Source organism: Streptomyces diastaticus subsp. diastaticus (genome assembly GCF_011170125.1).
GTDB lineage: Bacteria > Actinomycetota > Actinomycetes > Streptomycetales > Streptomycetaceae > Streptomyces > Streptomyces diastaticus.
The window spans coordinates 807,107-818,820 of record NZ_BLLN01000003.1 but is presented as its reverse complement, the minus strand read 5'-3'; the positions used below and the strand labels follow the sequence as shown (position 1 = coordinate 818,820).

Here is an 11,714-nt window from a genome sequence, read left to right as displayed (position 1 = left end):
TGCGCGGGGCGGCCCGTTCCGTCTCTCCGGATTCCCGGACACGCCGAAGTCCGCACCGACTTCGGCGCGGACGCGGATCGATATTCTTATCAGCAGACCTATTGCAGGGAATTCCGAATTCTTTCGCACTCACCTTCCCCTATTCGTCTGCCCGCTTCCTCCGAAGCTAAACGCATCGATTTTCCGGACGCCGAAACCGCGTAATTCGGACGCGGCTCACATGCGTTACGCACTTGTGACTGACTCCACACGGTGACCGTTTCGCGCCTTATATCCAGTACAAATCACCATCTTCGGACACCTGTTCGCGCAGGCGCGCCCTCGCGCCCGATAACACAGAAAGCGCTGCCATGTAACCCTGACCCGCGATGCATTTTTCAGATTCGATGGGTAAATTCAATTTGCATGACCGCCGCACAAGCCGACCTTGCACGTGGCCGATCCACCCTGAAGGAAATGCCCGAGGATTTGCGCCTGGACCACCCGGGCGTCGAGGACGGAGCAGCCATCTGGCGTATCGCCCGTGACTCGCGCACCCTCGACCTCAACTCCTCCTACAGCTACCTCCTGTGGTGTCGCGACTTCGCCGGCACCTCCGTGGTGGCCCGCGACGCCGGCGGCGAGCCGGTCGGGTTCGTGACCGGGTACTTCCGGCCCGAGCGCCCGCACACCCTCGTCGTCTGGCAGGTCGCCGTGGACGCCTCGCAGCGCGGACGCGGCCTCGCCGCCGCCCTGCTGGACGGGCTCACCGACCGGCTCCGTGAGAAGGGGCGGCTGGACGGGATCGAGACCACCATCACGCCGGGGAACACGCCCTCAGAACGCCTCTTCACCTCCTACGCCAAGCGCCACGGCGCCGAGCTGGAGCGCGAGGTCCTCTTCGGTGCCGGCCTCTTCCCCGACGGGGGGCACGACCCCGAGGTGCTGTACCGCATCGGACCGTTCGCCGACTGACACCGGAACGCCGCACAGCAACCCAGGTCCGGCCGGGAAGCAAGCCCCCGGTCGCCCTTCCGCACGTATCCCTGACTTCCGCCGCTTCACCCCCCATCTCCCAGGAGAGCAGTCGTGACCATCACCCCGCCCGCCCTGAGCGTCTTCGAGACCCTTGAGTCGGAGGTACGGAGCTACTGCCGCAGCTGGCCCGCCGTCTTCGACCGGGCCCAGGGCAGCTACCTGTACGACGAGGACGGCCACACCTACCTCGACTTCTTCGCCGGCGCCGGCGCCCTCAACTACGGCCACAACAACCCGGTGCTGAAACGCGCGCTGATCGACTACATCGAGCGCGACGGCATCACCCACGGCCTGGACATGGGCACCACCGCCAAGCGCGCGTTCCTGGAGACCTTCCAGAACGTGCTGCTGCGCCCGCGCGACCTGCCGTACAAGGTCATGTTCCCCGGCCCGACGGGTACCAACGCCGTCGAGTCGGCGCTGAAGCTGGCCCGCAAGGTCAAGGGCCGCGAGTCGATCGTCTCCTTCACCAACGCCTTCCACGGCATGTCGCTCGGCTCGCTCGCCGTGACCGGCAACGCCTTCAAGCGCGCCGGCGCCGGCATCCCGCTGGTGCACGGCACGCCGATGCCGTTCGACAACTACTTCGACGGCACCGTGCAGGACTTCCTGTGGTTCGAGCGGCTGCTGGAGGACCAGGGCTCGGGTCTCAACACCCCGGCCGCGGTCATCGTCGAGACCATCCAGGGCGAGGGCGGCATCAACGTGGCCCGGCCCGAGTGGCTGCGCGCCCTGGCCGACCTCTGCAAGCGCCGCGACATGCTGCTGATCGTCGACGACATCCAGATGGGCTGCGGCCGCACCGGCCCGTTCTTCTCCTTCGAGGAGGCGGGCATCACCCCGGACATCGTCACCCTGTCGAAGTCCATCGGCGGCTACGGCATGCCGATGTCGCTCTGCCTGTTCAAGCCGGAGCTGGACATCTGGGAGCCGGGCGAGCACAACGGCACCTTCCGGGGCAACAACCCGGCCTTCGTCACCGCCGCCGCCGCGCTCGACGCGTACTGGAGCGACGGCCAGATGGAGAAGCAGACCCTGGCCCGGGGCGAACAGGTCGAGCAGGCGCTCACCGCGATCCTCGACGAGCACGGCAGCGAGGCCATCGCCTCCATCCGTGGCCGGGGCCTGGTCTGGGGCATGGAGTTCACCGACAAGACCCGCGCCGGCGCCGTCTCCAAGCGCGCCTTCGAGCTGGGCCTGCTGGTCGAGACTTCCGGGCCGGAGAGCGAAGTGGTCAAGCTGCTGCCGCCGCTCACCGTGAGCCCGGACGAGCTGGACGAGGGTCTGCGCATCCTCGCCCGCGCCGTCCGAGAGACGGCCTGACACACACCGACGGAAGAAGGGGCACGACCGCACTGTGATCGTCCGATCGTTCAAGGACATCGAGAACACCGACCGGCACGTCAAATCGGCGTCCGGCACCTGGGAGAGCAAGCGCATCGTGCTCGCCAAGGAGAAGGTCGGCTTCTCGTTGCACGAGACCATCCTCTACGCGGGCACGGAGACCGACATGTGGTACGCCAACCACATCGAGGCCGTGCTCTGCGTGGAGGGTGAGGCCGAGCTGACCAACCGCGAGACGGGCGAGACCCACTGGATCGAGCCCGGCACGATGTACTTGCTGAATGGCCACGAGAAGCACACCCTGAGGCCGAAGACAGATTTTCGCTGCGTCTGCGTCTTCAACCCTCCCGTGACCGGGCGGGAGGACCACGACGAGAACGGCGTCTACCCGCTGCTGACCGAGGAGGACTGAGTCATGACTGTCGCGTCGGAGCGCACCGATCTCTACCCGAGCCGGACTGCAACCGAGGTGACGATCCCGCGCAAGGACCCCGTGGTGTGGTCCCCGCAGGACGCCCCTGGACCCATCACGCGGTCCGACCTGCAGTCTTACGACGAGAATGGCTTCCTCGCCATCGAGGAGCTGATCACCCCTGAGGAAGTCGGGGTCTACCGGGCCGAGCTGGACCGGCTGGTCGCCGACCCGCTCATCCGGGCCGACGAGCGCGCCGTCGTCGAGCCCAAGTCGGAGAAGGTCCGCTCGGTCTTCGAGATCCACAAGATCAGTGAGGTCTTCGCCGGGCTGGTCCGCGACGAGCGGCTCCTTGGCCGGGCCCGGCAGATCCTCGGCTCGGACGTCTACGTCCACCAGTCGCGGATCAACGTCAAGCCGGGCTTCGGGGCCTCCGGGTTCTACTGGCACTCGGACTTCGAGACCTGGCACGCCGAGGACGGCCTGCCCAGGATGCGCGCGGTGTCCGTCTCGATCGCGCTGACCGAGAACTACGACACCAACGGCGGCCTCATGATCATGCCGGGGTCGCACCGCACCTACGTGGGGTGCAACGGCGTCACGCCGAAGGACAACTACAAGCGGTCGCTCCAGATGCAGGACGCGGGCATCCCCTCCGACGAGGTGCTGACCGAGTTCGCCGACCGGCACGGCATCCGGCTGTTCACCGGCAAGGCCGGGTCGGCCACCTGGTTCGACTGCAACGCCATGCACGGTTCCGGGGACAACATCACCCCGTACCCGCGCAGCAACGTGTTCATCGTCTTCAACAGCGTCGAGAACGCTGCTGAGGAGCCCTTCGCGGCGCCCGTCCGGCGCCCGGAGTTCATCGGGGCGCGTGACTTCACTCCGGTGAGGTGAGACCGGTGACGCCCGCTTCACCCGAGTGGAGCAGGCGGACCGGATGAGTCGCTGACCGCGGCTCGTCACGCACCGGCGCACACGGCGCCCGGGCCACGGGACCGGGGGCGGCCACAGGCGGGCCGCTCCCGGTCCGGTTGCGTCCCGGGGTCTTTCCGGCCGGCCGGCACCGCGCGCGAGCGCGCCGGTCAGCCGGTCAGCTCCGGGTAGTCGGTGTGGTCCTGGGCGCCGTCGCCGTACATCGTTGGGGAAAGGCCCGGGCAGGGCGGCCCTGGCACGGAGCACGGTCCGTACCGCGCCGGTCGTGACGGTGCGGTCGGAGAACGCGCGCGAGGTGGGCTGCCAGGAGGCCGGGGCGCCTGGCGGCTCGTCGCGGGCGAGGGGGCGTGCCGCCCCGGCTCAGCACGGTCCCGCGCTGCCGCCGTACCCCGGTCCCGGCCCCACCACGTCAGGGGACCCCCGTGCCTCGCCCCCGGCACCCACGACCCCACGCCTCGGCAGGTCCGCCCCCGCGCTCCCGGCGCCCGCCCTGCCCCCGTGGCCTCAGCCGCCCAGTGCCGCCGCCAGCCGGTCCACGTCGCTCTCGGTGTTGTAGAGGTGGAAGGCGGCCCGGAGCATCCCGGCCCGGTCGGAGACCGTGATCCCCCGCTCCCCGAGGGCCTTGGCGCGCTCGCCGAGCCCCGGCACGGAGACGATGGCCGAGCCGGGGGCCGGCACGGGGGCGTGTCCTGCGCGGGTCAGCCGCTCCCGGAACCGCTCGGCGAGCGCGACGTCATGGGCGCCCACCGCCTCGGTCCCGACCCGCTCCAGCAGGGCGAGGGCCTGCGGCGCGCCCGCCCAGGAGAACAGCGCGGGGCTCTCGTCGTAGCGGCGCGCGCTGCGGGCCGGTTCGGTGACGGGCCCGTAGCAGCTCTCGTACGGGAGCCGGCCGGCGACCCAGCCGGCGAGCAGCGGGGGCGGGGCGCCGAGGCCGGCGGGGACGGTGAGGAAGGCGGTGCCCTTCGGGCAGAGCAGCCATTTGAAACCGACGGCGACGGTGTAGTCGTACGCGTCGGCGTCGAGGGTGTCCCAGCCGGCGGCCTGCGAGGCGTCGATCAGGGTGCGGGCGCCGTGGGCGCGGGCCGCCTCGCGGACGGCGGCGAGGTCGGCGCGGCGGCCGTCGGCGGACTGCACGGCGCTGACCGCGACCAGCGCGGTGGCCTCGGTGACGTGTTCGGCGATCCGCTCCAGCGGCACGGTGCGCACCGTCAGGCCGGGCCGCACGTGGAAGGGGTTGACCAGCGAGCTGAAGTCGCCCTCGGCGGTCAGCACCTCGGCGCCATCGGGCAGCGAGGAGGCGATCAGGCCGGTGAAGGTGGCGACGGACGAGCCGGTGGCGACCCGCTCGGCGGAGACGCCCACGAGCCGGGCGAAGGAGGCGCGGGCGGCCTCCATGGCGCCGAACATGTCGGGCGGGGCGCCCGCTGCGGAGGCGTCGACGGCCTCGTGCACCGCCCGGGCCGCGCTCAGCGGCAGCAGGCCGGCACTGGCGGTCGCGAGATGGGTCAGGGCCGGCTCGAACTCGTCCTCGGCCAGGCTGTGAGCGAGATCCATGCGGCCACTGTGCACCGCCGTGCGGCGGCCGTCCATGGTGCGGTGGCCGCCGAAGCGTCCGCGCCCCGGCTCCGGCCCGCCTCCCGCCGAAGCCGGTGGCGGGCCGGGCGCCGGCGTCCCGCTCTCAGCCCTCGGGGACCTCGCAGCCGTCGGGGCCGCACGCCGCGCCGCCCTCGGCGCCGGCCGGGGTGGCGAGCCCGGCGGCCGGGACGTGGCTCTCCCACGCCTGGGTGAGCGCCTGCGTGAAGACGTCGGCGGGCTGGGCACCGGAGACGCCGTACCGCCGGTCGAGGACGAAGAACGGCACGCCGTTGGCGCCCAGTTCGGTGGCGGCGCGCTCGTCGGCGCGGACCTCGGCGGCGTACCGCTGCTCGTCGGCGAGGACCTCGCGGGCCTCGGCCTCCGCCAGCCCGGCCTCGACGGCGAGGGCGACAAGCCGCTCGTCGTCGCCGAAGACGCTTTCCCGCTCCGCGAAGTTGGCGCGGTACAACACGGCGAGCAGGGCGTCCTGGCGGCCCCGGGCCCTGGCGAGGTGGAGCAGGCGGTGCATGTCGAAGGTGTTGCCGTGGTCGCGGCCCTCGGTGAGGTAGGGCAGGCCCTCGGCGGCGGCGTTCTGCCCGAGGTTCCGCTCGGCCTCGGCGGCCTGCGCCTCGCTCATGCCGTACTTCCGGGCGAGCATCGGCAGGACCAGCTCGGTGTCGCCCTTGGCGCGGGCCGGGTCCAGCTCGTAGGAGCGGTGCACGACCTCGACCCGGTCGCGGTGCGGGAAGGCGGCGAGCGCCTTGTCGAACCGCGCCTTCCCCACGTAGCACCAGGGGCAGGCGATGTCGGACCAGATCTCGACGCGCATGGCTGCGGTTCAACTCCTCGGCCCGGCGGACCGGGCGGGTCGGGGGTGGCGGGAGAAGGCTCCCGGGCGTGCGCCCACCAGGGTACGGAGGGCGCCTCCGCTCTCTGGCGACACGGGGCCGGACCTGTGCATTCCGCACCGCGTCCCGCTGGGGCCCCGCCTCCCTCAGGCGCCGTTCTCGGCCCGGCCGTCGACGTGCCGGGGCAGCCCCAGCGGGTTGCCGTCCCGCAGTTCCGGCGGAAGCAGCGCCTGGGGCGTCGTCTGGTAGGCGACCGGGCGCAGCCAGCGTTCCACGGCGGCGGTGCCGACCGAGGTGGCCGTGGAGGTCGCCGCCGGGTAGGGGCCGCCGTGGTGCTGGGCGTCGGCGACCGCGACCCCGGTCGGCCAGCCGCCGACGACGACCCGGCCGGCCAGCCGGGTGAGCCGCTCCAGCAACGCGGCCGCACCGCCTTCGCCGCGCTCCTCGGCGCCGGACAGGTGGAGGGTGGCGGTGAGGTTGCCGGGCAGCCGGGCGAGGAGCTCCCCGGCCTCGGCGGGGCCGGCGTAGCGGGCGAGGACGGTGACCGGCCCGAAGCACTCCTCCAGGAGCAGGTCGTGCGGCCCCGGGGCGGCGAGCCGGCCGGCGGCGACGGTCAGAAAGCCCGCGGCCACGGTGTGCTCCCCCGCCGCCCCCGGCGTCACCGGGCTCTCGACCCCGTCCAGCGCGGCCCGCTCGCCGACCCCGGCGAGGAAGGCGTCGCGGATGCGGGTGTCGAGGAGGACCCCGGCCTCGGTGTCGCTGACGGCCGCCGTCAGCGCGGTGACCAGCCGGTCGCCGGCCTCGCCCGCCGGGACCAGCACCAGCCCGGGCTTGACGCAGAACTGGCCCGTCCCCAGCGTCACCGAGGCCGCCAGCCCCCGGGCGACCTCCTCGGCCCGCTCGGCCGCCGCGCCCGGGGTGACGAGGACCGGGTTGAGGCTGCCCAGTTCACCGTGGAAGGGGATGGGCACGGGCCGGGCCGCCGCGGCGTCGAACAGGGCGCGCCCGCCCCGTACGGACCCGGTGAAGCCGGCGGCGGTGACGAGCGGGTGGCCGATCAGGGCCACGCCCGCGTCGAAGCCGTGCACGAGCCCGAGGCACTCCGGCGGTACGCCGGTGTCGGCGGCGGCCCGGCGCAGCAGCGCGAGAGTCAGCTCGGAGGTGGCCGGGTGGTCCGGGTGGGCCTTGATCACGACGGGGCAGCCCGCCGCCAGCGCGCTGGCGGTGTCGCCGCCGGGCGCGGAGAAGGCGAAGGGGAAGTTCCCCGCCGCGTAGACGGCGACCACACCGAGCGGTATCCGCATGCGCCGCAGGTCCGGGACGGGTGGCACGGCGGCCGGGTCGGCGTGGTCGATCCGCGCGTCGAGGAACGCGCCCTCTTCGGCGAGGGCGGCGAAGCTCCGCAACTGGCCGGTCGTCCGGGTCAGTTCGCCGTCGAGCCGGACCGGTCCGAGCGCCGTCTCGGCGTCGGCGGCCTCCACCAGGTGGGCCCGGGCGCCGTCGAGGCGGTCCGCCGCCGCCCGCAGCAGCGCGGCGCGTACCTCCCGGTCGGCGAGGGCGCTCCGTGCGGCGTGGGCCGCGCGCACCGCCTGGTCCACCTCGGCCCCGCTCGCCTCCACGGCGACCTGCTCACGCTCCCTGCCGGTCCGGGGGTCGACACTCCACACGGCTGCTGCCACGGCGGGCTCCTTCGGTACGGGCCACAACCGACGGCGCCGTCCGTACCGGGCACGCGGTCACATCGGGGGTGCGGTCTCGTCAGGGTGGGGGCGGAGCTCCTGCGTGGCGGAGCTCTTGGGCGTCGGAGGTTATGCGTGCCTGGTCACAGGGGTCAAGGGGGCTTCTCCCGAAAGGCCCTGGCCGGGCGGCTCCGGGCGCGGGAGACTGCCGGGGTGAGTCGACGGGCGCGGCGCGAGGCGTCGGGGAGGACGCGGGGCACGGGCGTCTGCACCCGAGGGCTCCGCTCGGGGCGGTGGTGGAGGTGACGGGGCGTCCGCCGGCGCTGGCCGGCGGCCGGCGGCCGAAGGAGCACCTGTGGCCTGCGGGCCCGGCACCGGAGCCGACCGGTCGCGGCCCGTCCCCGGCCGGCCGGGCGACCGGCGCCCCGTGCCACACCGGCGGGCGTGAGCGCTCCACGGCAGGCGGAGTACCGCACGCGGGTGCGCCGGGCGCGGGTCCGCGACCCGGACCACGAGATCCGCGGCCTCCACGCGGCGGCGGGCCGGGCCCCGCCGCCGCACACCCGGTCAAGACGGCTGCCGGGGTCTGCCCTCGCCGGCTCCGGCCCGAGCACCTGCCCGGCCGCGCCGCGGTCGGGCGGGACGCCGGCGGCCTGGCTGCGGGCGCCGGGCGCCGGGGCTCCGCCGGTGAACTCGCGCCGCTCACGAGGGGTCCGTCCGTCCCGGTCCGGGGTGGCGCGCCCACGAACCCGTGTCCCGGGGCCGCCCGCCGCGGCCGGGCTGCCGGGGCGGGGCCCTCACGGCGTCCGCGGCGCGGCGCGCATCCCCCTCTCACCCCGCGGGCCGACCCCCGGCCGCCCCTCTCCCCCGTGCGGCGGAGCCGGTTCACCGCGGTGGAGGACGTCGCGGCGGCCGCCCGCCACGACGCTGGAGCCATGACCAGCACTCACGACACCTCCCGCCCCCGCGTCCCGGCCGTGCCGGGCCGCACCGACCGCGCCGCGGCCTGGCTCGCCGTCCTCGCCTGCCTTCCGTATCTCACGCTGAAGACCGCCTGGGTGGCGGGCAGTCCGGTCGGCATCCCGCCGGGCAGTCCCCTGCTCGACCACTCCTTGGTGCTACGGCTCGCCAACGCCGGGACGGTGGTGATGGACGGCGCCGTGATCGTGCTGGTCCTGCTGCTGGTGCGGCCCTGGGGCCTGCGGGCACCCTGGTGGCTGCTCCTGGTCCCGGCGTGGATCGCCACGGGCCTGCTGCTCCCCATCGTCCTCGGCTACCCGGCCCAACTCCTCGCCGGCCTGCTCGGCGCGAGCGGCGGCGAGGCAGAACCCTTCCTGGCCAACTGGGTGTTCGCCGTGGTGTACGGCGGCTTCATCGTCCAGGCCCTGGCGCTCGGCACGCTCTTCGCCCGGTACGTCGCGCGCCGCTGGCCCGACGTGGTGCGCGCGCGGCTGGACGGGCTCCGGCCCGGTGGCTCGCAGCGGGCGCCGCAGTGGCTCGCGGCCGGGACACTGGCGCTCACGCCCTTCCCGCTGGCACTCCAGCTGGCCTGGGCGGCCGGGGCCTCGGCGGGGCTCGACGCGCCGGGTTCCGTCAACAGCAGGGTCGTCGCGGCCACCCACGCCTGCGCCCTGCTGCTGGCGGTGGCCGGGACGCTGAGCCTGACCTGGCGCCGCCCGCCCCGCCTGCCGCTCGGGGTGCCGCTGGCCGCGACGTGGCTGGGCTCCGGGGCGACGCTGTGCTGGGCCCTGTGGATGCTGCTGCCGATGGTCTCGGGCGCTGCCGCCGACGAGACGTCCCCCCTGCTCCTCCTGGTCCATCTGGTGCGGACGCTGGTGGGCGCGCTGGCCGGCGCCGGGCTGGTCGTCGCCCTGCGCGCGCGGGCCGGGCGGACCGGTACCCGGGGAGCCGCGTGAGGTCCGGGGCCGCCGGGCGGCTGGCGCGGCGGTGGGTGCATCTGGTGCTGGGCGGGGCCCTGCTGATGCCGTACTTCCTCTTCGTGGGGACGGTGGTGCTGGCGCTGCTCGGTGTACCGGACTTCTTCACCGACCCGCCCGCGCTGGCGCTCACCGTCACGCTGGCGCTGCCGCTGGTGGCGGTCACCGCGCTGGTCCCCGCCACGCGTCCCGCGGCGGTGGCGCTGGCGCGGGGGCTGGCGGGCGTGGCACCGGACGCGCTGGCCGAGGGCCCGGCACGCGGACCGGCCGACCGCACCCGCACGGCCTGCTGGTACGTGCTGCACCTGGGGCTGGGGGCCGTGGTCTCCGGGGCGACCCTGGCGGTGCCCCCGTTCGCCGTGCTGCTGCTGGTCCTGCCCCTGGTACGCCCCGAGGCCGGTGCCGCCTACGCGCTGCCCGGGGCGGGCCCGGCCGTGCTGCTGGCGCCGCCGGCGGGCCTGGCCCTGCTGGCCGCCCTGACCGCGGTGGCCGCCGGGGTGGGCGCCCTGCTGGCGCGGGCGGCGCCCGTGCTGCTCGGCCCCTCGCCCGGGGAAAGGGTGGAGCGGGCCGAGCGGCGGGCGGCGGAGCTCGCGGTGCGCAACCGGCTCGCCCGCGAGGTGCACGACTCGGTGGGGCACGCGCTGAGCGCGATCGCCCTCCAGGCCACCGCGGCCCGCCGCCTGCTGGACGGGCCGCCCGCCGAGGGCCGCGCCTTCGCCGGCGAGGCGCTGGCGGCGATCGAGGAGACGGCCCGGCGCACCGTCGGCGAACTCGACGCCGTGCTGGGCGTGTTGCGCGAGAGCGGCCCGGACCCGGCCAGGCCGGCGCCGGGCCTCGCCGACGGCCTGCCGGCGCTGCTCTCCCGCACCCGGGCGGCGGGCTGCCCGGTCACGGTGCGCGGGGCGCCGCCGCGCGCGCTGCCGCCGCCGGTGGACCGCGAGGCGTACCGGATCGTCCAGGAAGGGCTGGCCAACGCGCTGAAGCACGCGCCCGGGGCACCCGTGCTGCTGCGGTTCGAGAGGACCGCAGCACACCTCGCGGTACGGGTCAGCCAGCCGCTGACGCCTGCCCTCCCGGGTCCGCCCGCCGGTGGCGGCCGGGGTCTGGCGGGCATCGCCGAACGGGCCCGGCTGCTCGGCGGGGCGGCCGTGGCGCGACCGCGCGGGGGCGACTGGGTCCTGGACGTCGCCCTGCCGACCGGCTCCGGCCCGGACCCTGGGTCCGTCCCCCGCCCCGCGTCCGGAGAGGAGGCCCCGTGACGATCCGCCTGGTGCTGGCCGATGACGAGCGCATGGTGCGCTCCGCGCTGCGCGCCATCCTGGGTGCCGAGCCGGACCTGGAGGTGGTGGGTGAGGCGGCCACCGGCGCGGAGGCCGTCTCGGTGGTGCGGGCCACCGCTCCCGACGTGGTGCTGATGGACGTGCGGATGCCCGAGGTCGACGGCATCCGCGCGACCGAGCGCGTCCTGGCGGCGGCGACCGCCGGACGGGCGCCGCGCGTCCTGGTGCTGACCACCTTCGAGAACGACGACCACGTCCTGGCGGCCCTGCGGGCGGGCGCCGCCGGCTTCCTGCTGAAGCGCTCCGAAGCCGAGACCCTGCTGCACGCGGTCCGGGTGGTGGCCCACTCGGACACCCTGCTGTTCCCGGCCTCGGTACGCGCGCTGGCCCTGGCGCACGGCCCCCGCCCGTCCCCGGCGCCGCCGTGGCTGACCAGGCTCACCGACCGCGAACGCGAGGTGCTGCGCCTGATGGCCACCGGCCTGACCAACGCGGAGATCGCCGCCCGCCTCACGGTCGGTCCCGCCACGGTCAAGTCGCACGTGGCGGCGGTCCTCGCCAAGACCGGCACCCGGGACCGCACCCAGGCGGTCATCGCCGCCTTCGAGAGCGGCCTGGCCGGCGACCGGTGACCGGCGGGCCGCCCGGATCGCCGGCCCCGGCCCGGCCCCGCTGCCTCACGG

At 74.8% G+C, this 11,714-nt stretch carries 10 protein-coding genes; 7 read left to right on the top strand and 3 right to left on the bottom strand.

Annotated elements, in window-relative coordinates; all coding sequences use genetic code 11:
• The first annotated feature begins 405 nt into the window (after nucleotides 1-405).
• The 4 genes from ectA (at nucleotide 406) to thpD (ending at nucleotide 3,673) form a co-directional block, all read left to right on the top strand.
• Complete coding sequence (ectA, locus tag Sdia_RS12070) at nucleotides 406-954, top strand: diaminobutyrate acetyltransferase (protein ID WP_185392892.1); 549 nt, start codon at nucleotides 406-408, stop codon at nucleotides 952-954.
• A 114-nt stretch (nucleotides 955-1,068) separates the two neighbouring features.
• Nucleotides 1,069-2,340, top strand: a complete 1,272-nt coding sequence (ectB, locus tag Sdia_RS12065; protein WP_100453219.1) for a diaminobutyrate--2-oxoglutarate transaminase — start codon at nucleotides 1,069-1,071, stop codon at nucleotides 2,338-2,340.
• 34 nt (nucleotides 2,341-2,374) lie between these two features.
• The gene (locus Sdia_RS12060; protein WP_003947422.1) at nucleotides 2,375-2,773 is read left to right on the top strand and encodes an ectoine synthase; all 399 of its coding nucleotides are present in this window, start codon (nucleotides 2,375-2,377) and stop codon (nucleotides 2,771-2,773) included.
• A 3-nt stretch (nucleotides 2,774-2,776) separates the two neighbouring features.
• Nucleotides 2,777-3,673 carry an ectoine hydroxylase gene (gene thpD, locus Sdia_RS12055; RefSeq protein ID WP_100453218.1) on the top strand — a complete coding sequence of 299 codons (897 nt, stop codon included), beginning with the start codon at nucleotides 2,777-2,779 and terminating at the stop codon, nucleotides 3,671-3,673.
• 543 nt (nucleotides 3,674-4,216) lie between these two features.
• Here the strand turns inward: thpD and Sdia_RS12050 are convergent.
• From Sdia_RS12050 to Sdia_RS12040, 3 genes are all read right to left on the bottom strand, one after another.
• The gene (locus tag Sdia_RS12050) at nucleotides 4,217-5,266 is read right to left on the bottom strand and encodes an aminotransferase class V-fold PLP-dependent enzyme (RefSeq protein ID WP_100453392.1); all 1,050 of its coding nucleotides are present in this window, start codon (nucleotides 5,264-5,266) and stop codon (nucleotides 4,217-4,219) included.
• Between the two features lie 124 nt (nucleotides 5,267-5,390).
• Nucleotides 5,391-6,116, bottom strand: coding sequence for a DsbA family oxidoreductase (locus tag Sdia_RS12045; protein ID WP_100453217.1), 726 nt, complete (start codon nucleotides 6,114-6,116; stop codon nucleotides 5,391-5,393).
• 165 nt (nucleotides 6,117-6,281) lie between these two features.
• Nucleotides 6,282-7,814, bottom strand: a complete 1,533-nt coding sequence (locus Sdia_RS12040) for an aldehyde dehydrogenase family protein (RefSeq protein ID WP_124287044.1) — start codon at nucleotides 7,812-7,814, stop codon at nucleotides 6,282-6,284.
• 935 nt (nucleotides 7,815-8,749) lie between these two features.
• On the opposite strand from Sdia_RS12040, the gene Sdia_RS12035 reads away from it, so the two are divergent.
• From Sdia_RS12035 to Sdia_RS12025, 3 genes are all read left to right on the top strand, one after another.
• Nucleotides 8,750-9,730: a histidine kinase gene (locus Sdia_RS12035; protein ID WP_229830604.1), complete on the top strand. Its 981-nt coding sequence runs from the start codon at nucleotides 8,750-8,752 to the stop codon at nucleotides 9,728-9,730.
• A 65-nt stretch (nucleotides 9,731-9,795) separates the two neighbouring features.
• A complete protein-coding gene (locus Sdia_RS12030) occupies nucleotides 9,796-11,010 on the top strand; it encodes a sensor histidine kinase (protein WP_100453391.1) in 1,215 nt (404 codons plus the stop codon).
• Complete coding sequence (locus Sdia_RS12025; protein ID WP_115068559.1) at nucleotides 11,007-11,663, top strand: response regulator transcription factor; 657 nt, start codon at nucleotides 11,007-11,009, stop codon at nucleotides 11,661-11,663. Before Sdia_RS12030 ends, Sdia_RS12025 begins: the two co-directional genes overlap by 4 nt.
• Nucleotides 11,664-11,714: the final 51 nt, after the last annotated feature.